This is a genomic window from Paraburkholderia agricolaris (assembly GCF_009455635.1).
Taxonomy (GTDB): Bacteria; Pseudomonadota; Gammaproteobacteria; order Burkholderiales; family Burkholderiaceae; genus Paraburkholderia; species Paraburkholderia agricolaris.
In genome coordinates, this window is record NZ_QPER01000001.1 from 56,658 (window position 1) to 76,566 (window position 19,909).

Consider the following 19,909-nt stretch of genomic DNA (forward strand, 5'->3'; position numbering starts at 1 on the left):
GCTTTTTTTGAGTACATATTGCCGCGCAGGAAACTGAAAATTCATTAGTCGGGCAATATGACCGCTTTCTTGAGGCGCAGGCGGCGCCACCCACGTATTCAGATGCGTGTTGATGCGGCCCCGTTTGCGGTCAGATATTTTAAATGACAGTCCACGGCTTATGCCATAAAAACTCTGATATTTAACAAATGGCCCGACATTGGCAGCACTATGCCGAAGCAATTCAAATCCTCGATGACACCATTGCCTTATATGAAAAAGGGGAATCGCGGATACCTCAATTAAAACGCCGGATTGGAGTATCGCTTCCTATCGGCATTAGCAAGTAAAATCGGGAATCCCCGTTTCAGCCAATCGGCCGAGTGCGATCGGTCCATCCAATACACATGGCGCAAACGGATAGAACGAAAGGAAACCAGCGCATGACACGTCCATTCATTGTCCTCGGCGACAAACACAGCCACGGCGGCTCCGTTACGAGCGCGGCAACCAGCGCCAAAATCGGCGGCAAGAACATTGCCCGCCGCAACGATAAGGTAACCTGCCCGATTCACGGCCCCAACCACATCGCCGACGGCGACGACACGGCCATCATCGAAAACGAAGGCGCGGCCCGCGACGGCTACAAAACCGCCTGCGGCGCGACACTGATTGCAAGCCAATCGACCACCGGCGGCGCATGAGCACGGCACAGGGATCGGCAGGGGAAAGCGTGATTCAGCGTTCGAGATTGAGCACGGCCCTGACAGCGGTCGCGATATGCGTTTCTGTATGGATTGTCGCTGCGTTGTACTGGAAGACAACCTATCATCTGCCTACCTGGCGGGACCTGCTGCTATTCGGCGCGGCACTGCCCATGCTGTTGGTCGTGGGGCTCGCACTGGGCCGCAGGAGTATCGAGCGGATACGCCAGCCGGAGCGCGTCGTCCAACCCTCCGGTCAGGCGCCAGACACGGCCTCCAGCGACGATTCCGCACAACAGTGGACGATGGCGCTACTCGACAGCAGCGTGCGCCTGCCGTCGGGCATCACGCCCGAGGAAATCGGCGAGGCTGCGCGCGAAGCGGCCGTGGTCACACTGCACCCGGATCTGGCGCGCCACGACGGCGTGAGAATCTTTGCCAGCGGGGTCGCCGCAATCGCGCCAGATCGTTTCGACGAAAGTCTGCTGCCGCCCAATTCGGCAGAGGCGTTGAACGACGAGCACCGGCGCGCGATGCTGCTGGCTGTCGAGACGCTCGACGAGTTGATGGAGCGCCAGGCAGGCGCCGCGAGCGCTGATGCCAACATCTCGACGGAACAACCGTCGTTCAAACTGCATCTGCTATTTCCCGAACGTTGGCAGCCGGTGGCGGCAACGCTCGCCGCATGGCTCGATGCACACCTCGCCCGAGAGAAATGGATGCCGCGCATGGAGCGCGTCACCCCGGTGTGCGTGGCCGATCCGGTCGAAGCCTTGGCGATGCTGGACCGACTGAACGAGGTCCTCCATGGGCAGCCGCTCACGACACGTCACATCGTGCTGGCTCTCGACTCATCCCTCAGCAGGGCTACGGTCGATTCGCTCGACAATCTCGGCCAACTCTACGCGCAGCAGCGCCCCAACGGGCACGTGCTCGGCGAAGGCGCCTGCGCATTGCTGCTCGCACATCCCGCCGCGGTGGATGTCGTTCCGGCAGCACAGATTCATCGGCTCGCCGCAAGCCGCCTTTCTGCTCCCATCGAGCAACCCGACCAGCAGCGCGGAGACGCGGTGATGCAATTGCTCGATTCGGCACGCAAGCACACCGCGCCTGAACTGGAGATCGCGGCTTGCGCGCTGGTCAGCGATGCCGACCAACGGATCAGCCGGCGTGCGGAAATTACGGCTGTGGCCGAACTGGCGTGGCCAAACTCGGACACTAGCGGGCGCTGCCTGCATCTGGGTCTCGCAAACGGCGAGAGCAGTGCGGTGCTGGCGCTGAGCGCGATCGCGGTGGCCGGCGACCACAGCCTCAGGGAGCAACAGCCAACTTTCGTCGTCTCGACCAGCGATGCGACAGCACGAGGGGTGATGCTTGTGAGTCTCCCGCAGAAGCCGCCCGCGCCGACGAACGCTCCGGTCTCGCTGTGATGTCATGGTCGTGCGTGTGCGCGAAAGTCACGCTCACGTCAGAAACGCACTGCCGGTGCGGCGTGGGCATCTCAGCAATTCCTCACCGTCCTTGCCGGAAAGCAACACCAACTGGGTAAAACTATTGGTGGTCACATACAAGCTCATGAGTTCGTCCATCACTTTTGCGAAGACATGAACCCCCGTGCCGGCAAAGCAGTCCGGGTCGACGGTCAGGTGAATTTCAATGCCACGGACCATGCCCGCGAAGGGCTGGCTGGGCACCCATGCTGTTACAACTTTCTGCGTCAGATCCACCACGCCCTCTATCTGACGGGCGGAGATCGCGGAGCCCTGAAGGTCGTGAAGTTTAAGCAAATCCCGAATCGGTTCAGCGCCCCCAGTCAACAGCACAGGGTTGAGCGACAACTGCGAAATCAACCGCCACAGGGCATTGTGTCCGTGCCTGAAGCGGATCGCCTTGGTAGGCCGGTGTAGCAGGGAAATACGCCGGGCGAGCGTTCCGCCCTCCAGCGTCAAATCTCCGCCCGGCAAGCCATACTCGAGATGTGCGGGCAGGTCGCGATTACTACAGGTGAGCTTGCAATCCAGGGCATTCGGCGGTGGCGCGACTTCGAGATCGCCGTTCACGAAACTCAAGGCTACTTCCAGACCGGGACTATTGCGCGCGGCCAGATCGTCTCTGTGCAACTTCCAGTAGATCGTGTCGCGGGTGGGACGAAGACTGTGCCGCAATGAATAAAGCGGATCGAACACCGTGACTTTATCGCCTTGCGGGGTTTGTTTCGTCTGGACGACGGAGTCGACTGAATACACCTCGTAAGCGTGCGCAGTCTGCTCGTCCACTACCAGCGGATACGCGGCCTCGGTCGATGAGGCGCTGGCCTGATCGCCAAGTTTGCCGGACGTCTCGAACAGGTTGACGACCGGCGTGCAACCCAGCAGAACGTGCTCCGTTGCGAGACCCTGCAGAACGCGCGCCTCGGCAGAATCGGCCAGAATATCCTTCAGCAACACATGCAAGGTGAACTGTCTGCCGCCTAAACGGCCGGCCTGCCGGAGATCACAATCGAAGAAGCCGAACTTTTCCGGGTAAGCAAAATATTCGCTGAGCAGTAGATAGGCAGGATCCGACGTTTCAGGGTACGGTACCAGCGCGTCGGCACGAGCCATTCCGGCAGCGGTGAAGGGAAAGCGGTCGAGGGCAATCCAGCGGCCGCTTTGGCCGGGTTCCACATAGGCGCATAACGCGCGCATCGACAGCGCGTCGCGAAGCGCTGCCGTAAATAGCGGTTCGCCCTGCGTGTAGAGCCGCACCGAATCCAACTGCAATTCCGTTGCCGAAGCATGGCCTGACTGGATAGCGAACGTCAGCGAAATCTGCGCGCTGGCTCCCGCTGGCGCACGAGAGAGGCTTGGCACCTGCGCGATGGCGTGAAAGCGAGCTCCGGTCAATCGCAATGGTGACAACGTCACATCGTAGGCAGTCCGGAAGAATACCTTCGTTCCCCGTACGGGGCGACTGTAGAGCTCTGTACCGCGCGGGATAGTAACCGACGAGGACATTTGCGCGGCCCGGCTGCTGTCCACGTCGAAGCAGGCGATGGAGCAGGAGGGGAACGGGCGCAGGTAGTGCGGGTACAACGTCCCGATCAATGCTTTCGTGAACTCTGGATAGTCATCTTCGATGTTTTTTGCCGCGCGCGCCGCGAGCAACGCGAACGTTTCGAACAGGCGCTCGGCATGAGGATCTTCGCTCCCGCTATCGCCCCGGAGGGCGAGGCGCGTGGCGATCTTGGGGTAACGCTCCGCGAACTCGCGTGCCCGCTCGCGCAAGAGGGCAAGCTCCCGTTCGTAATAGCGTACCAGGTCGTCCATGAGTCATTCTCTCGCAGGGATATCGTTCGCACAGGATACGGGAAGCGCGCAGCCCATACGAACCCGGCTGCCACTCCGCGGCCCGGCTTGTGCGGATGCGCTCATGCGGCAGCGTCCGTTACCGCCTCGGTTTGCGCGTCCGCCGGCGCCGTCCGGGGCGCGCTGACCAGCACCACGGCGCGCGCCAGAGGGTCGGCGAGAGAAACTGCAAAAGTCGGTTGCATTTCGTTGAGGCTATGGACTGCGGCGATCGCGACCGCGCTCAGCGCCAGTACGGCACCGCTCTCCCCATTGGCGAGACCAAGGTGCTGGCACTGGCTTTGCGCATCCGAATCAGGCCAGACCGACTCGGCCACGCCGGTAATCTCGGTGCGCCGGCTGGTGCGTTGACTGGCGTCGCTGACCAGCGCGCAGGCCTTCATCTCCAGACCGGGCGCCGCCGTTTGTGCGCGCGCATTGTCGAGTAGACGCATCGTCGTGTCGTCGCGCGCTTGCGCCGGCTCGTCGGCGGAGGACAAACGCTCGGCCGCCCTCATGCGATGGACCCGCGCCACCGGTAACGCAGCGTTTTCGCCTCGAAGTGCGAGCAGCAGGGCACAAGCGCCTTCGCCAGGAACATGGCCGTCCGGGCGATCGCGGCCGTAAAGCCGGTCGGTGCGTTCGAGAACGCTCAACTCGTCCTCGCCTAGCCACGAGTCGCACGCCAGCACGATATGACGGACCGGCGATGAGTCGCGATTGAGCGACGCATTCAGATCGTCTACTACAGCCAAGGCCTGAACTGGATTGGCGACGATCGTCACGCGCGCGCGCGTCGTACCTGGCGACCATGGTTCGCGAGCCAGGTGCGCATCTAACCAGGCGGCGAGGGTCGGCGCCACGTCCTGCCAGCGCTTGGGCAGCAGCAGATGAAGTTCGAAGGGCGCGGCAGGGGGCGGCGGGTCTGCCTGAGCGGTGAGAGTCACGGCCGCGTGGCGTTGCATCAGATCGTCGAGCACCTCGCCGGCCAGCGTCAGCGCGCGCCTGTGCTGGTCGCCAAGGTCCGCGGCGGTGCCGTTGGGCAGCAGGCTTTCATCGAAATCGTCTAGCGAAACCGAGGCGACGTTGCTTGCAAAAATAGGGGTCTGGTCGGCCCGCTTCAGTTCGGCATGCAATCCGACCACCTGCTGTTGCCTTGCCAGCGCGCCAATTTCGTCGGAGGCGGTGCCAGCAGGCAGGGACAGGCTACTGTCGAGCACGGCCAGCGTCCATGTGGACGAATCGTCGTCGGCAATGGAGGGTGTGCGTGCGGCAGCCATTATCTTGTGGGCGCCGGGTGTTGGCGTCAGGGTAATGCCCTTGCGTACGCCGATAAAACTGGCGATCAACAGCACCGGCAGGGCGATGCCTACCAGCAGCAGATCTTGCCCGTCAGGTACCCGGGAGATCGACCGCCAGTAAAATAGTGCGATCCCCCACACCAGGACGAACACCGTGGCCACAGCAGCCACGTTGCGTAACGTCGAACGCTGGCTCATGCATTTTCCCCGTTCATCGTTCTTTTATTTTCAGCCTGCGCCTTCAATAACAACCGTATCGTTGCCGTCCGCAATTTGATTAGCGCTGTTAATGGGATACGGGACCCTGCCGTGGCGGCGCGCAATACCTTTGCCGGCTGTCGCCGCAATTGTCGAGGCGTTAGTAACCGCGCCGTCGCGACTGTGTTTGCCGCCTAATGCGATAAATGGACGTGTCATTACCGGTCTTCCCCGCGGGCAGCAATAGTAAATGAACCAGGCGAAACTCGACAGGCTGCGCCACCGTATTCCTATGGTAAATTCCATCGCAGATTCTACTGAGGATTAGCGTGGATTTCATCTGAATACGCTCCGATCCGGCTGAAACTGACGGCAATTGGTGAGTAAATATTTCCGCAACCGGATCATCCGTTGCCGCATCGCAGGTAAATAAAACACGCTCGAATAGGTAACGGGACCCGCATGGACGCTATTTCCCAGTTAACAGCCACGCGGCTAACAACATTAATTCAGCAAGCATTCGTCGGCACGGACCAGATGCAAACGCCCCTTCCCCAATTTCCAGAGAAAGTCCGCGTCTCGTGCCTGTTGCTCGCGATGCAGTCGGATAGCCCTCTGGTCACCAAGCTCGCGTGATCGTGGACGCTACCGATTGGATTGATCCGTATCCGGATGACGCGCTGGAGCAGCTGCGCAAAGCGTTCAACGAAGCGCCGTTGGGCAACGGGCGGTACTACGCCTTGTTCGATATGGGCTTCCTGCCGTCGTTGCGTGATGAGTTGCCGTCGCTAGGTTTGGGCAGCACTGTTGTGACGCTTTACGAGGGGACGTACGAAGGCGAAGACCTGATGCAGATATCGCCTTGCCTCATGCAGCTACCTGAGTTGGCGGAGCAACGCGATGCGGTCTGTTCGGCGTTGCTGCAGCGAACCAATGGGCGGCCGATGTTCAGTATGTTGCGCCCGACGACGTATCGGCTCGCGGAGTTGGCGTCGCATTTGCGTCGGCAACTGGAAGCGCGGACTGAAGACGGTGAGGCCTTTCTTGTGCGTTTTGCCGATACACGATGCCTGCCTGTGTGGACCAATGTGTTGACTGCGGCCCAGCGTGCGCGTTTTTTTGCTGGGATCGATGCGTGGTGGTTTTTTGATCGTAAGGGAGCACTGGTGCCGGTTGAGGCGCTGGCTTCTGTTCAAGGTGATGGGCAAGCCCATGAGTCGACTATCGCTGAAGAAAAACCCTACCAGGTGGACGCGTCGCAATTGGAGCCGCTCAAGCTGGCAGCGAAAGTCGACACGCTGATTTTTCATATTCGACAGCGACCGGAGAGTTTCGGGCAGTTCACGGCGTCACCGTCGCGAGTCCATGAGTGTGTCAGCGCGGCAATGGCGGGTGAGCTGCCATCGCCTGCGGCTGCTTCGCGGGTTGCTTTGCAGGCGCTTGAGGCGGCTGGATTGCTGGCTGAGGTTTGAACGTGGAGCACGCGCTGGGTGTGAGGCGGTTGGCGGTGGTGAGAGCGGCTGCGTCGCTGGGGTTGGTTGTGGTTTTGCTACGCGTGGTCGTGGGGTGTTCGCGGGGGACGGGATCGGATTCGGCCGCGAAATCGGATGCGGCTTCTGCGGAACACGAGTCGATGGGGCTCAAGCTTAATGGGCTGAATTACACGGAAGTTCCGATCGGGGATTTTTACGTTGACGGAACTTGGGGCGCGGCGATTCCCAGTCGCATCGGGAGTTGGGGAAGCAAGTTCATCTGTTGCGCCTCATTGCCTCACGAATGGCATCCTGGGCTGACGGTCACAGTGAAGTGGCAAGACGACAACTTGTATAAAAAGGATCCAAATGCAATGGCGAGCCGCGAGGTACCCGTCGAGAAGTATGAGTACTTTTCCGATGGATTTTTGTGGGTGCTGTTTTTTCCGAATGACAGGATCAGGGTTTATGCATCGCTATGGATGCCGGGGTTTCCTGATTTTCCGGAGGGTCTGCAAGAGCCTGGAGAATCCTGCGCCGATCACTTCACGCTGAAGAACAGTGATCCGCATTGTCCGGCACCTGATAAGAGAATGAAGCCATCATGAATCTCCGCGTGATGATGCGTGACATCGCTCGATGGCTGGTTCCGTTGATGGTTGCAACGTTGGCTATCTCGGCATGCTCGAGAACGACCGATTCGTCTGAGACGAAAGCGGAAGACGAGACGATGGACCTGAAGCTGAATGCGTTGAACTACACCGACATTCCTATAGGTGTGTTCTACGTGGATGGCAAGTCAGGTGCCAATGTTTCGAGTCGGATCGGTAGTGGCGGTGGAACCATTATCTGTTGCGTTTCTGTACCTAGAAAATGGTACCCCGGATTGACCGTCACCGTGCAATGGCAGGATGACAATTTGTACCAGAAAGACCCGAAGGCGATGGCGAGCCGCGAGGTACCCGTCGAGCGCTACGAATACTTCTCGGATGGATTTTTATGGGTACTGTTTTTTCCCGACGACAAGATCAGGATTTATGCGTCACCGTGGATGCCAGGGTTTCCTGCATTTCCTGAAGGCTTGCAAGCACCTAATGAAGCGTGTCCTGACCACTTCACCCTATTGAACAGCGATCCTCGTTGTCCGAAGCCCGATCCGAGGATCAAGTCATGAACTCTCGGTTGACGATGGCGAGTATCGCTCGATGGCTAGTGATGCTGCTGGTTGTGCCGCTAGCTGTTTCAGCATGCTCACGAGCGACGGATTCGTCTGAGACGAAAGTGGAAGACCAGACGATGGGTTTGAAGCTGGTTGGCTTGAACTACACGGAGATACCGATTGGAGATTTCTATACGGACGGCACGTGGGGAGCAGCTATTCCCAGCCGTATCGGTAGCTGGAGTGGGACGATCATCTGTTGTGTTTCGTTGCCGAAGAAGTGGCATCCAGGATTGACCGTCACCGTGCAATGGCAGGATGACAATCTGTACAAGAAAGATCCGAACGCGCTGGCAGGGCGGCAGGTGCCAGTTGAGCACTATGAATACTTTTCGGACGGATTTTTATATGTGCTCTTTTTCCCCAATGACAAGATCAAGGTATATGCATCGCCCTGGCTGCCGGGATTTCCTGATTTCCCCGAAGGATTGCAACAACCGGGAGAGTCCTGCCCTGATCACTTCACCCTGAAGAACAGCGATCCGCGCTGCCCGGCACCTGATAAGAGAATGAAGTCATGAATTTACGTTTTCCGATGGCAAAGATCTCGCGATGGCTGGCTCCACTTGTGATCGTATTGCTGGTCCTTCCGGCATGCTCGCGAGCAACAGATTCGCCCTCTTCTGACTCGCAAAATGCAGCGCAAGTAAAAGACGACACAATGGGGCTCAAGCTGGTTGGTTTGAACTACACAGAGATACCGATCGGGGATTTTTACACCAACGGTACTTGGGGGGCAGACATTCCTAGCCGCATCGGTAGCTGGAGTGGGACCATTATCTGTTGCGTTTCGTTACCGAAGAGGTGGCATCCCGGCCTGACTGTTACGGTTCAATGGCGAAACGACGAAATGTATAAGAAAGATCCTGAGTCGCTGGCAAGCCGCGTAGTACCTGTAGAACCCTATCAACCTTTTTTTGATGGTTCTCTCTGGGTAATGTTTTTTCCAGGCGACAAGATCAAGGTATATGCCTCACAGTGGTCACCAGGGTTCCCAGGCTTTCCGGAAGGCCTGCAAGAGCCGGGGGCTGCCTGTCCAAATCATTTTACTTTGAAGAACGACGATCCCCATTGTCCTTTGCCCGATAAGAGGATTAAGCCATGAGTTTCCGTTTTGCATCGGCCGAGCGGCCCGATATTGGTGTGTCGACAAAGGATGAACAGTCAGCAATTCTGCGCCGTCTAGCTGAGGACGATGGTATGAGTTGCTGCAAAACTCTGCATATCGGTTTCTTCTTTGATGGCACGCGGAACAATGCGGACAAAGATAGTGCCGGTCATAAGCATAGTAACGTAGCCCGGCTATTGGCTACCCATCCGCTTGATCAATATAATCGGCGTATCTACGTCGCGGGTGTCGGTACACCGTTCACCAGTGAGATCGGTGACTATGGTGCGGGATTGCAAGCAGCAGCCGGCGCCGCAACTGGCTGGGCCGGGGAAGGTAGAATTAATTGGGCGTTGCTACAACTACATAATACTTTGCATAATTATGTTTATGGTGCTTCGCTAAGTTCTGTCACGCAAAAAACCGACAAAGACATCGTAAAAGCCATGAGCGCCGACATGAATTTCGTCGGCATGGGCCTCGGCAATAACCCACCTACCCCCGGTTCCATTCGTGACATCAATGCTCGCGCCAGTGCCAGCTCGGGCGCTCTGACGTTGATGGTTTCCGAACACACCGGCACCGAGTTGCGCTGGGACAGGGACACGTTGTGGGCGCAACTATGGAAAGACACGGCCAATTCCGAAAATTGGAAACAGGCGCTGCAAGTATGGGATCAAAACCGGCGCAAGATATTGGCCGAGCGTCGTGCGCAACTGAACGCACGTGTCGGAAATAAATTAACCACAGGCAAACCGAAACTGCAGCGCATACGCCTGTCGGTGTTCGGATTTTCGCGCGGCTCCGCAGAGGCGCGCACGTTCTGCAACTGGCTGGTCGATGCGTTGGACGATGGCTTCACGCTGTGCGGTGTGCCCGTCACGGTCGATTTTCTCGGCCTCTTCGACACAGTAGCGTCGGTGGGCATCGCCCAAGGTGCCTCCGCCACCTTGTTCGATGGACATGGCGGCTGGGGGCGTGCCGAGAACATGGCCGTGCCGCTACATGTTCGCCGCTGCGTCCACATGGTCGCGGCGCATGAGCCGCGCGGATCATTTCCGCTGGACCTGATCGATCACGCTACGGGCGACCGCGAGGAAATCGTCTATCCCGGCGTGCACTCCGATGTCGGCGGCGGCTACGGACCTGCTGAGCAAGGGCGCGGTCAAAGTGATTCCGATAAGTTGTCGCAGGTGCCGTTGCTAGATATGTATCGTGAAGCGCGTAAGGCTGGCGTGCCGCTCGCTATCAAAGGGCCGGGTATAACCGCGGAAGCTGTTGACGCCTTCAAAATTTCGACCGGTCTGAAACAGGCTTTCTCCGCCTACGTCAACGCTAGTCCCAGCGATTCCTCCGTGATGGAAAATGGCACGCCGGGCTTGATGCGAGCACATTACGGCCTCTACCTGCGCTGGCGCAAGCAACGGCTCACAGACCTCAAAGCGCAGCCGAGTTTCAAGGCCGCACAAGCTGGCTATCCTCAGGACGCCGTGGACCTCGACAGTGCGAACGAGGAGCTTAGGGCGGAATGGCAAGATCTGCTTGAAAGCGAGAAAGAAGGCGGCCCGAGTTTGGCACGCTACGCGGTGAAAGGTGCTGACGATTTCGCTCGCAGCCACCCGAAGATCGTCGCTACGCTCGCGCCTGTCATCTTGCCCCTAACTGTCGCCGCCGGAGCATTGGCGTCTCCGTTTGAATCTACGGCGATAACAGCCGCCGAAGCCTTGCTAAACGAAAAATGGCAGCAGTGGCTGGAAGTACGTACCGATTGGAACATGGGCGCGCCGGAGAAGCCGATTAGCGCGCTTTATGACAATTACATGCACGATTCACGCGCCTGGTTCAAGCCGTTCGGCGCGGATGACGACGTATGGAATTACGAACAGATCAAGGCGCTGAAAGACAAGCAGGCCGCGTTCGAGCGCCAGCATGCCGCATGGCAGACGCAGTCTAAAGTGGTGATGCCCGCGAATTATTCAGGCTATCCGGCTGTAACGGCTGGCCCGGAACCCAAATCGCCTCTCACCGCTCAGGAAACGGACCAGTTGAAGCGCTACGATTCGGCCATGCAGTCGGCACAAACGGCGCGTCAGGCGAAAGACCCGTCGGCGCCTAATGACAGCGCCGTATTGACCGACCCCAAAGTGAGCAAAGGATTGGCCTACCAGAAAAGCGGCCGCGAGTTCTATTTCATGTGGGGCTACTTGCGTTGGCGCACGGTGTACATCAATGGCGTACGTTGGGATGCACCGCATGTGAAGACGGTAGAGGAAACGCAGGAGGATGGGCGGAGAGCTGCGCAGCAAATAGTTAACATGCAAGGCTTGAGCGCGCTCTCTCATTGAGTGGTTGGCTTTGTTTATCTGGATAGACGGCTCGGCGCCGACGCGTGCGGACGTGCCTTGCTGCCTGTCACCGTAAATGAGGCCAGTGACGGCGGTGTGGCCGAACCGGCTGCATCTACGCCTTCGGCACCGGCACCCGGCACGATCCGGATCCGGCTGCCACGAGGTGAGGTACGCGTTGAAGGGAGCGTCGATCCCGATACGCTGCGCGTGGTGATCCACTTCGCCGCGACCATCGCTCCTGTTTCAATATCAATGTAATGCTCCAGTATCCAACGCTGTGTTTCATTGAAAAGTCCCGCTGGTTCCCGGTGCGCAATGTGGATAGTTATCGACGGCTCATAACCGCTATCTATCGCAGCCTTTTCCAACTGTGGCGCAGCGAAGACCGACGCCGAATTCCTTAAGCGTTCGGACAGTGGCTATTCTGATGCGGTGTGCTCGGAGGCCAGCATGCCAGGCGCATGAGATGTGCAAATCGAACAGTGATTCTGGCTTCATCGCGAATCGATCGCCGGATGAACTCCTCAGGAACAACGGAGCATGCCACTCGAATATGGCCAAAGCGCCAGACACGTGTCGCCGGCTGATATTCTGAGGAGATCATCGCAGAGCACGGCGGCGATAAAATTGCCTCAATCGTAAACGTTAGTTTGAAACGAATGGGGTGTACAGGTGAACCCATGGAAAAAGCAGTACCGCTGAATACCCCGAAGCGCGACATCAAGAGGCGTTACCTTATCTTGCTCGCTCTCGTGCTTCTTGCCGCGATAGGGTTCGGTCTGGATCGGAGTCGGCGCATGCCGCTGATTTATGTGATTCCGGAGAGCTATGTCGGTCCGGTGGCCGCGTTGTTCGATCAACCCGATGGCATTGAACCGGTTCATACGAAGGATGGGCTGGAGGTACGTGTTCCTGAGAACGGCATTATCAAAATCAAAGGCAATCCTAAGCTTGGAAATTCTCGGACCTTTCCAAAAAGTACGGTGGTATTCGAACTGGAGAAACGTGACGGTAGCCGCGACGTTCTCTCGGAAGCGATCAACCCGTGGCAAGACTACGACCAGAATGACAATCCACACTGGAAAGTTGGCATTCGCGACGTACAGGGAAATCTGCGCACCATTGCCGTTTCCGACAAGAAAGAAGGTTTTGTATTTGACGATTTTCCTGAGGTAGACAGAAGCAGGACCATGATTTTCTGGCACGAGTCCTGTCAGGACCGCGTGTTTGGTCCGGAGTCGGAGGCTTATCTTGCAGGCGAAAAGACCGCCGAGGAGTTGCATGTCCCACCCTGCGGCGAGTTCGTCGTCGGAAGCTTCAACCATATCCGGCAATGGCCCGAATGGATGTTCTTGAGAGGAAAAGGCAAGCAGGAAAAGATGCACGTAAGAAATCCGACCTATAGCTCCATCCAGGAATTGGTCGACGAGGCCAACGCTCGCGCGGTCAAAAAGAAGGCTGACGGCATCAATTGATTGATCCTGTATCGATCTGCCCCGAGCACCGAAGAAACACAGAAAGCCGAAAGACAAGTTTCTTTGCGGGTGGCTTTTTTTCGTAACATACCGTGACTGTCTCTCAAAGCAGGTTGCCATATGAGTCGAAATAGTCCTGAAAGAAAAGCATGGCGCAAGAGCGTGATTGAAGCCAAAGCGCTCGAGGCTGCGGCTGCGCCTCCGGTAATTACAGCAAAACTAAGGGGTATGGTACGCAGTACACCCATACGGACTCTCCTTGCGTTGATCGTCACGGCGGTGTGTGCATACCTCCTGCTTAAAGCACTGGTTTGGGGAGCGAATCGCCTCGGCGTGATGACGTGGGTCCACTATGACTACCCTGTTACGCGCACTGTCTATCTGAATCACAGTCCGTACCTGACGTCCATAAGCAGCGAATACACGTTGAGCTGGCAACTGCTTGCGCTGCTGTCCCTCGTGCTGGCTTCTTTTGTGGGACGTTGCGTTTGGTACGGCGACTTTCGTGCGGCGTTCACGCGGCGCGCGCGCTGGCTCATGGTTGGCTGGATACTGGGCCTCGGCTTGCTGATCGCCGAGATGGAACTGGCGTTGAGAGGCGATATACCGCTAGCCACGCGCATCACCGGGTGGAAGATGGATGTATTCGTGGTCGCGTGGATGCTGTCCGGCAGCTATTTCTGTGGATTCTGGAGCTGGCTGATGCGCCGGTTGGGCGTTCCGAAAGAAGACGTGTTCACCAGCGATATGCGGTAAAGGGTAGTGTCATATCTCCGGTGGAAAAAACAACGGTGTTAATAGATGAATGCGTAACTAAGCTCTTTGAGCGGGAAAGTGTCCAACCTGCGATATTCGCTGGAGGAGCGCCAATCGAAGGCGCGGGAGTTCGAGCGGAAAGCCGCGCTGCTATCTCCCATCCTGCTCGCACTGAGTGGCAATGGCGGACTGGCCGTAGGCAATATGGCGGTCAACTACGGCATGTCGAATGCCAGGGGCAAGGCTTACTGGGTCGAGTTCGACGTGGACGGGAGGGCACTAAAGGGGTGGCTCGGCGGCGTCTATTTCAAAGACGGCGATGCGGTTGATGTCGTGGTGGAACGGAACGAAACTTTGTTGGCTGTGAGCAGCGCTGAAGAACGGGTCATCGCCATTTTGCCGCCGTGCGGCAGTAGCCCAAAAATGATCTATAAATACATCCGTTATACGTTCATTGGAATTTTTCTATTCCTTTTCCTGTTTCTCGGCGTAGGCTTTTTCTTTGTTGCCGCCCGAGAAGATCTCGCCGAGCTGATCTCCATTGCCTTCCCCTGCGCGATTGCTGTGGCATTGTTTGTTGCGGTCGGTGCGAACTGGCGCGAGTTGCTTCATGCCGTGCGTACAAGAAAAATTCTGACGGCGCTGGAACTGCCAGAAGCGGACTCTCTCGATTTACCGACAAGGTCCTACGAGCTTCTCGGCAAGGGCAAGGTACAGGGCAGTGTGGGCACGGTGTATCGCTATTGACGGTCCTCTTCCAAATCGAGGAGGTTCCGCTATCGAAAGTCGACCTCGCTACTAGCGACACCTTGGTCGTCGATTAAGAATCAAGATTCCACACGATCCGATCGAAGATCGCTTTTAACTTCTCTCCTCTGGCCGCATTCAGCATTGCAGCATGCGCAACGCGACCTGCCAGGTGCGCCCGAAAATCCGCATGCCTCTCGCGATTCTGCGAGCCCGGTCCGTGCCTCACGCAATTTGTGAGCACCGCTTTCAAAGTATCAAACTCCGGCCGCGCAAGATTCGGATGGCTGTTCACCACAACCCCGGCCAGATGCTGTCTTGCGCCACGCCGCATCACCCGCGTCTTTCTTAGATTGACTGCAAACCCTTCCTCAATAGCGATCGCCGCCACGCGAATCTCAACCCGCTGAGCCATCCGCGCGAGGTCATCGCCACCGGAAAACGCCAGATCATCGGCATACCGCGTATACGTCGCACCGAGAGACCGCGCCAGCCCAGCCAGCCTCAGGTCCAGTCGAAACGCACACAAATTCGCCAGCGCCGGCGAACTGGGCGCCCCTTGCGGCAAATGCCGGTTTCGATACCGCTGCCGCTCCTGCCAATCGACCCCGTCCCGCACATCCGGCGCCAGCAGGCGGCCACTCGGCACCCGATTGGTACACAGCGCAGTTAATGCCCGGGCAACTCCCAGTGGATAACCCAAAGCACGTATCGTGGAGTAAACGCGTCCTTCGTGGACAGACGCAAAGAAATCCGTCAGATCGAAGCGGATCACAACCGCTTTCCCGGCATGTGGCGCCGCGAACGTAACCGCATTCCGTCCACGTCGAAAACCGTGCACTGCATCGTGAGCAGGAACCCGATCGAGTAAGCCATGAAGCACTTTCCGCTGCAAAGCCCGCAAACGCGATTTGGGCACCTCGATAATCCGACACCGACCGTCGCGTTTCTCGATCACTTTGTACGAATAGTGATGAAGCGGCGTCCCCGCATTTCGAGCGGGTACACGCCAGCGATCGGCAAACCAGTCCAGCTCGTCCGGTGCAATTTCCAGCCACACGGCCAGATCACCGAGCGTCGGCAACTGCGGTAGCGCCACGTCATGCAACCAGGGCGGAGGTGGCCGCTGAAAAGGCGGCCGGCGCAAAACACGCAAAACCCTCGGCCGGTTGTCACCCCTCCACGCCGAGACAAACCCCGTGGTCTCAGCAATGACCTTCGACAGCTCTTTGCTTTCAACGCTGTCCCAGCGCGAGCCAAATCGCTTCGCAACCCTTCCCGCCAACCGATTCATCCAATCCGCGGGGCCGCCCAACACAAGCGTCATCCGCGCGACCATCGCCGTTGGCTCGGGCGTCCCGGCCAACATGGCATCGGCGATCGCGTAAGTGACAAACTGCAGAGAAGTTGACGGCATAGAGCAAAGAGAGGGGCGGGGCGGCCAGTCAACGCGTCTTGTGCTGCGTGAGCTCATTTGCGCAACGCGCAAGTCGGCTCATGCGACGAACTGCGGAGGTCTTTCTGATCCACGGGGTAGCCCCGTAGCGCCCGGAACGAATACTGCCTGTACCCTGGCAAGCTTGACCAGCCGTCCCGCGGATCGAAGATAAGCGACGCAGCCAAGCGTTGTCAACGCATTGGCAGTACGAAACAATCTTTCTCGACAAAGTTTCACACAAGTGTCGATCGAACGACACGTGCACAAACATCCCCTCCGTTTGTCGCCGGGTCATAACAGGCGACCCAAGCCACCGGCAAGGAGCCACCCACTTATCCACAACCCCCTCTGGACAACTTTTGTACAAGACACCGGACACGTTGTGGGCGAAACCTTGATAAATCCGCGATCTCGCCAGGTCAGTCAGAAGTTTTCCCTGGCTCCGCCTGCCTGTTCGCACGCGCTCCGCAGGGTTATCGATTTCGCAGCCCCTTGATCCGTAAACGAAGATTCAAGTTATCCACAGCCAGGCGGGGTGCTTGTTAACTATTACTACGTATACATATACAAAGACTATAAAAACCAGAGAGGCATCCGGGAAGCACGCTGCGTAAACATGCACAAAGCAGGCAGAACAAACAGGACCAGGCCAAGCCATCAAACCAGCGGCAAACAAATCTCCGTCAGCAACTCAGCAGGCGCAGTCTCCTTCGGGCTATTCAGATACTCCTCGAACACCGGCGCATCCGCAGCCTCACGCCCCGATTGCACGAGCCAAGTCCCATACAACCACTCATAAGCCGCACGCATATCGCTGTACGGTCCCTTATGCCGCAACACCGCGTACTCCCCACCCTTCACATGCGCCACCGAAACTGGCGGACTCACCGTCACCGAAGCCTGCACCGGATGCGGCAACAACACCCCAGCCTTCGAGCGCAACTCATCCTCCGCAACCACACCCGGATCGTCGTAGTAAATCCCGATCATGCGCATCTGGCCCATTAGCAAATTGTGTTTTGCCAACCAGCCGAACAAGCCGTCGAACGCCTTGCCGATCTGCATATACGACCCCACGTGATCCACCGACAAAATCTCCATCGGCTCAACGTGGCGAATTACCACTTCACGTATCGTCATTTGATCGTCTCCTGAAAGCGCCGGACGAAACCGGCTATGGGTTCCCTGCTTGCGGTACTGCGCCGGCGGAATGCCGAACACGGCGCGAAAAGTGCGGGAGAAAGACTGCAAACTGCTATAGCCCGAACGCTCGGCAATTTCCGCGATCGGCATCGAGCCATTCGCCAGATATCCCGCCGCGCGATGCAGTCGCAAGCGCCGCACGGTTGTCGCGACCGTTTCGCCATACATCGCCTGATAGATGCGATGCCAGTGATACGGCGACATGCAGGCAATCTCCGCCAACCGTTCGATATCCAGCGGTTCGTCGAGATGATCGTAAATATGGTCGAGCACGCGGCTCAACCGGGTTTCGTAGCGCGCCCGATTATCCGATGGGTTCATGAGTGAGTAGAGTGGCGTGGCTAACCACCAGAAGATTGCCGAAGGAATGCGGACAAAAGTACCACGTCCCCGTTTACCAAATCCTGCGAACTTCACATAGCGCAAGCAAATGGAGTTAAACATTCGCTGATACGCGCGCATCCCGAACTTTGCCGAGTTTCGATGACACCTCTAATAATGGCTCACGACTAAGCGTCCACTCGCTCTACCGGATGGGTGTCTAGCCACGCGTTTTCATCGTCTTCGAAGAGTCGCGAGCGCGTGAGAAAACGCAACCCGCTCGGCCGCTCCAGAGAAAACATGCCGCCATTGCCCGGCACCACGTCGATGATCAATTGCGTGTGCTGCCAGTACTCGAACTGCGATTCACTCATGTAGAACGGCACGCCGGCAATCGTGCCGAGTTTCACATCGGACGAGCCGACCATGAACTCGCTCTGCGGGAACATCATCGGCGCGCTACCGTCGCAGCATCCACCGGATTGGTGAAACAGCACGGCACCGTGTTCGGCACATAGCTTATCGATCAATTCGATCGCGGCTGGCGTGGCGATCACGCGGGCCACTTGCTTCTCGTCAGCCATCACATACCCTCGCTGAAAAAAGAGCGAGCCGCACAATGCGGCTCGCCCGGACAGGAGACGTTACGCTCAGAAGAAGCCGAGCGGCTTATCGCTATAGCTGACGAGCAGGTTCTTGGTCTGTTGATAGTGGTTGAGCATCATCTTGTGATTCTCGCGGCCGATGCCCGATTGCTTGTAGCCACCAAACGCAGCATGGGCCGGATACGCGTGATAGCAGTTGGTCCACACGCGGCCAGCCTGGATTTGCCGGCCGAAGCGATAGGCGCGCGTACCGTCGCGCGTCCACACGCCGGCGCCCAGACCATAGAGCGTATCGTTGGCGATCTCGAGCGCTTCGTCTTCGTTCCTGAAGGTGGTCACGGAAACGACCGGCCCGAAGATTTCTTCCTGGAAGATGCGCATCTTGTTGTGGCCACGGAATACGGTCGGCTTCACGTAATAGCCTTTGCTAAGTTCGCCGCCGAGCGTATTGCGCTCACCGCCGATCAGACACTCGGCGCCTTCCTGTTTGCCAAGGTCGACGTACGAGAGGATTTTTTCCAGCTGTTCCTGTGAGGCTTGCGCGCCGATCATCGTCTTCGTGTCGAGCGGATGGCCTTGCGTGATCGCGGCCACGCGTTTCAATGCGCGCTCCATGAAGCGGTCGTAAATCTTTTCGTCGATCAGCACACGCGACGGACACGTGCACACTTCGCCCTGATTCAGCGCGAACATCGTGAAGCCTTCGAGCGCCTTGTCGAAATAGCTGTCGTCTTCGTTCATCACGTCGGCGAAGAAAATGTTCGGGCTTTTGCCGCCGAGTTCGAGCGTGACCGGAATGATGTTCTGGCTTGCGTACTGCATGATCAGGCGACCGGTGGTCGTCTCACCTGTAAACGCGATCTTCGCGATGCGCTTGCTCGACGCGAGCGGCTTGCCGGCGTCGAGGCCAAACCCGTTCACCACGTTTAAGACACCCGGCGGCAGCAGATCGTGGATCAGTTCGAGCAGGACAAGAATCGACGCAGGCGTTTGCTCGGCCGGCTTCAGTACGACGCAGTTGCCGGCAGCCAATGCGGGGGCGAGTTTCCACACCGCCATCAGGATCGGGAAATTCCACGGAATGATCTGACCGACCACGCCGAGCGGTTCGTGAAAGTGATAGGCAACGGTATCGTGGTCGATCTCGGAGATCGAGCCTTCCTGCGCACGCACGGCGCCGGCGAAATAGCGGAAATGATCGATGGCGAGCGGGATATCGGCGGCCATTGTTTCGCGCAACGGCTTGCCGTTGTCGATCGTTTCAGCCACGGCGATGCGTTGCAGATTCGCTTCCATCCGGTCGGCGATGCGGTTCAGTATGTTCGCGCGTTCGGTCGTCGACGTTTTACCCCACGCTGCCTTTGCACGATGCGCGGCGTCGAGGGCGAGTTCGATGTCGGCTTCGCGTGAGCGCGGGATCGATGTAAACGGCTCACCGGTGATCGGCGACACGTTGTCGAAGTACTCGCCCCCCACCGGCTTTACCCATTCGCCGCCGATAAAATTCGCATACTGTTTTTTGTACGGAAATTCGGTAGTCAGAAACTGCATCTCTGCGTGATTCATCTGTGTGCTCCTCACATGATTGAATGGGCTATATTCGGCGCGATATTTCGCTTGGCCGCGAGAGCTTAGAGCCAGAACTGTGCCAACGCACCGCAGCCACGCCCGCGAAGCGCGAGTGCGTGGTCTGGTTCACCTTGCCGGGA

18 protein-coding genes are annotated in these 19,909 nt (G+C 57.9%); 11 read left to right on the forward strand and 7 right to left on the reverse strand.

From position 1 onward, the window contains the following. The first annotated feature begins 422 nt into the window (after nucleotides 1–422). Complete coding sequence (locus tag GH665_RS00215; RefSeq protein ID WP_074281713.1) at nucleotides 423–683, forward strand: PAAR domain-containing protein; 261 nt, start codon at nucleotides 423–425, stop codon at nucleotides 681–683. Next, complete coding sequence (locus tag GH665_RS00220) at nucleotides 680–2,113, forward strand: hypothetical protein (RefSeq protein ID WP_246216121.1); 1,434 nt, start codon at nucleotides 680–682, stop codon at nucleotides 2,111–2,113. The genes GH665_RS00215 and GH665_RS00220 overlap by 4 nt, the downstream gene beginning before the upstream one ends. A 33-nt stretch (nucleotides 2,114–2,146) precedes the next feature. On the opposite strand, the gene tssF is transcribed toward GH665_RS00220, so the two are convergent. The 3 genes from tssF to GH665_RS38905 all read right to left on the reverse strand — a co-directional run bounded on the left by tssF (nucleotide 2,147) and on the right by GH665_RS38905 (nucleotide 5,814). Beyond that, entirely contained in the window at nucleotides 2,147–3,991 is a 1,845-nt protein-coding gene (gene tssF / locus GH665_RS00225; RefSeq protein ID WP_153134188.1) for a type VI secretion system baseplate subunit TssF, read from the reverse strand. A 101-nt stretch (nucleotides 3,992–4,092) separates the two neighbouring features. After that, complete coding sequence (locus tag GH665_RS00230; RefSeq protein WP_153134189.1) at nucleotides 4,093–5,508, reverse strand: hypothetical protein; 1,416 nt, start codon at nucleotides 5,506–5,508, stop codon at nucleotides 4,093–4,095. Nucleotides 5,509–5,538: 30 nt separating this feature from the next. Next, a complete protein-coding gene (locus GH665_RS38905; protein ID WP_217361854.1) occupies nucleotides 5,539–5,814 on the reverse strand; it encodes a hypothetical protein in 276 nt (91 codons plus the stop codon). Between the two features lie 326 nt (nucleotides 5,815–6,140). Between GH665_RS38905 and GH665_RS00235 the strand changes: the two genes are divergently transcribed. The 9 genes from GH665_RS00235 (at nucleotide 6,141) to GH665_RS00275 (ending at nucleotide 14,633) form a co-directional block, all read left to right on the forward strand. Next, on the forward strand, nucleotides 6,141–6,980 hold the full coding sequence (locus GH665_RS00235) for a DUF4123 domain-containing protein (protein ID WP_153134190.1): 840 nt from the start codon (nucleotides 6,141–6,143) through the stop codon (nucleotides 6,978–6,980). A 38-nt stretch (nucleotides 6,981–7,018) separates the two neighbouring features. Continuing rightward, nucleotides 7,019–7,588, forward strand: a complete 570-nt coding sequence (locus GH665_RS00240) for a DUF3304 domain-containing protein (RefSeq protein WP_425496041.1) — start codon at nucleotides 7,019–7,021, stop codon at nucleotides 7,586–7,588. Further along, complete coding sequence (locus tag GH665_RS00245; protein ID WP_153134191.1) at nucleotides 7,585–8,154, forward strand: DUF3304 domain-containing protein; 570 nt, start codon at nucleotides 7,585–7,587, stop codon at nucleotides 8,152–8,154. Before GH665_RS00240 ends, GH665_RS00245 begins: the two co-directional genes overlap by 4 nt. Further along, on the forward strand, nucleotides 8,151–8,720 hold the full coding sequence (locus GH665_RS00250; RefSeq protein WP_246216123.1) for a DUF3304 domain-containing protein: 570 nt from the start codon (nucleotides 8,151–8,153) through the stop codon (nucleotides 8,718–8,720). The genes GH665_RS00245 and GH665_RS00250 overlap by 4 nt, the downstream gene beginning before the upstream one ends. Continuing rightward, nucleotides 8,717–9,304 carry a DUF3304 domain-containing protein gene (locus GH665_RS00255; protein ID WP_153134192.1) on the forward strand — a complete coding sequence of 196 codons (588 nt, stop codon included), beginning with the start codon at nucleotides 8,717–8,719 and terminating at the stop codon, nucleotides 9,302–9,304. The genes GH665_RS00250 and GH665_RS00255 overlap by 4 nt, the downstream gene beginning before the upstream one ends. Continuing rightward, a complete protein-coding gene (locus tag GH665_RS00260) occupies nucleotides 9,301–11,652 on the forward strand; it encodes a T6SS phospholipase effector Tle1-like catalytic domain-containing protein (protein WP_153134193.1) in 2,352 nt (783 codons plus the stop codon). The genes GH665_RS00255 and GH665_RS00260 overlap by 4 nt, the downstream gene beginning before the upstream one ends. Before the next feature lie 683 nt (nucleotides 11,653–12,335). Beyond that, nucleotides 12,336–13,130 carry a hypothetical protein gene (locus tag GH665_RS00265; RefSeq protein WP_246216124.1) on the forward strand — a complete coding sequence of 265 codons (795 nt, stop codon included), beginning with the start codon at nucleotides 12,336–12,338 and terminating at the stop codon, nucleotides 13,128–13,130. 228 nt (nucleotides 13,131–13,358) lie between these two features. Beyond that, on the forward strand, nucleotides 13,359–13,886 hold the full coding sequence (locus GH665_RS00270; protein WP_153134194.1) for a hypothetical protein: 528 nt from the start codon (nucleotides 13,359–13,361) through the stop codon (nucleotides 13,884–13,886). Nucleotides 13,887–13,964: 78 nt separating this feature from the next. After that, nucleotides 13,965–14,633: a hypothetical protein gene (locus GH665_RS00275; RefSeq protein ID WP_153134195.1), complete on the forward strand. Its 669-nt coding sequence runs from the start codon at nucleotides 13,965–13,967 to the stop codon at nucleotides 14,631–14,633. A gap of 73 nt (nucleotides 14,634–14,706) precedes the next feature. On the opposite strand, the gene GH665_RS00280 is transcribed toward GH665_RS00275, so the two are convergent. The 4 genes from GH665_RS00280 to adh all read right to left on the reverse strand — a co-directional run bounded on the left by GH665_RS00280 (nucleotide 14,707) and on the right by adh (nucleotide 19,766). After that, nucleotides 14,707–16,050 (reverse strand): reverse transcriptase family protein, encoded by a 1,344-nt coding sequence (locus tag GH665_RS00280; RefSeq protein ID WP_153134196.1) that lies wholly within the window; start codon nucleotides 16,048–16,050, stop codon nucleotides 14,707–14,709. 678 nt (nucleotides 16,051–16,728) lie between these two features. After that, complete coding sequence (locus GH665_RS00285) at nucleotides 16,729–17,595, reverse strand: AraC family transcriptional regulator (protein WP_153134197.1); 867 nt, start codon at nucleotides 17,593–17,595, stop codon at nucleotides 16,729–16,731. A 188-nt stretch (nucleotides 17,596–17,783) separates the two neighbouring features. After that, nucleotides 17,784–18,179: a DUF779 domain-containing protein gene (locus tag GH665_RS00290; RefSeq protein ID WP_153134198.1), complete on the reverse strand. Its 396-nt coding sequence runs from the start codon at nucleotides 18,177–18,179 to the stop codon at nucleotides 17,784–17,786. Nucleotides 18,180–18,245: 66 nt separating this feature from the next. Then, nucleotides 18,246–19,766, reverse strand: coding sequence for an aldehyde dehydrogenase (gene adh / locus GH665_RS00295; RefSeq protein WP_153134199.1), 1,521 nt, complete (start codon nucleotides 19,764–19,766; stop codon nucleotides 18,246–18,248). Nucleotides 19,767–19,909: the final 143 nt, after the last annotated feature.

Excerpts from the sequence above, each read along its gene's own strand:
- GH665_RS00265 (WP_246216124.1), top strand. The coding sequence starts at position 12,336 with ATGGAAAAAGCAGTACCGCTGAATACCCCGAAGCGCGACATCAAGAGG.
- GH665_RS00220 (WP_246216121.1), top strand. The coding sequence starts at position 680 with ATGAGCACGGCACAGGGATCGGCAGGGGAAAGCGTGATTCAGCGTTCG.
- GH665_RS38905 (WP_217361854.1), bottom strand. The coding sequence starts at position 5,814 with ATGGAATTTACCATAGGAATACGGTGGCGCAGCCTGTCGAGTTTCGCC.
- GH665_RS00290 (WP_153134198.1), bottom strand. The coding sequence starts at position 18,179 with ATGGCTGACGAGAAGCAAGTGGCCCGCGTGATCGCCACGCCAGCCGCG.
- GH665_RS00245 (WP_153134191.1), top strand. The coding sequence starts at position 7,585 with ATGAATCTCCGCGTGATGATGCGTGACATCGCTCGATGGCTGGTTCCG.
- tssF (WP_153134188.1), bottom strand. The coding sequence starts at position 3,991 with ATGGACGACCTGGTACGCTATTACGAACGGGAGCTTGCCCTCTTGCGC.
- adh (WP_153134199.1), bottom strand. The coding sequence starts at position 19,766 with ATGAATCACGCAGAGATGCAGTTTCTGACTACCGAATTTCCGTACAAA.
- GH665_RS00270 (WP_153134194.1), top strand. The coding sequence starts at position 13,359 with ATGGTACGCAGTACACCCATACGGACTCTCCTTGCGTTGATCGTCACG.
- GH665_RS00285 (WP_153134197.1), bottom strand. The coding sequence starts at position 17,595 with ATGAACCCATCGGATAATCGGGCGCGCTACGAAACCCGGTTGAGCCGC.
- GH665_RS00215 (WP_074281713.1), top strand. The coding sequence starts at position 423 with ATGACACGTCCATTCATTGTCCTCGGCGACAAACACAGCCACGGCGGC.
- GH665_RS00280 (WP_153134196.1), bottom strand. The coding sequence starts at position 16,050 with ATGCCGTCAACTTCTCTGCAGTTTGTCACTTACGCGATCGCCGATGCC.
- GH665_RS00250 (WP_246216123.1), top strand. The coding sequence starts at position 8,151 with ATGAACTCTCGGTTGACGATGGCGAGTATCGCTCGATGGCTAGTGATG.
- GH665_RS00255 (WP_153134192.1), top strand. The coding sequence starts at position 8,717 with ATGAATTTACGTTTTCCGATGGCAAAGATCTCGCGATGGCTGGCTCCA.
- GH665_RS00230 (WP_153134189.1), bottom strand. The coding sequence starts at position 5,508 with ATGAGCCAGCGTTCGACGTTACGCAACGTGGCTGCTGTGGCCACGGTG.
- GH665_RS00260 (WP_153134193.1), top strand. The coding sequence starts at position 9,301 with ATGAGTTTCCGTTTTGCATCGGCCGAGCGGCCCGATATTGGTGTGTCG.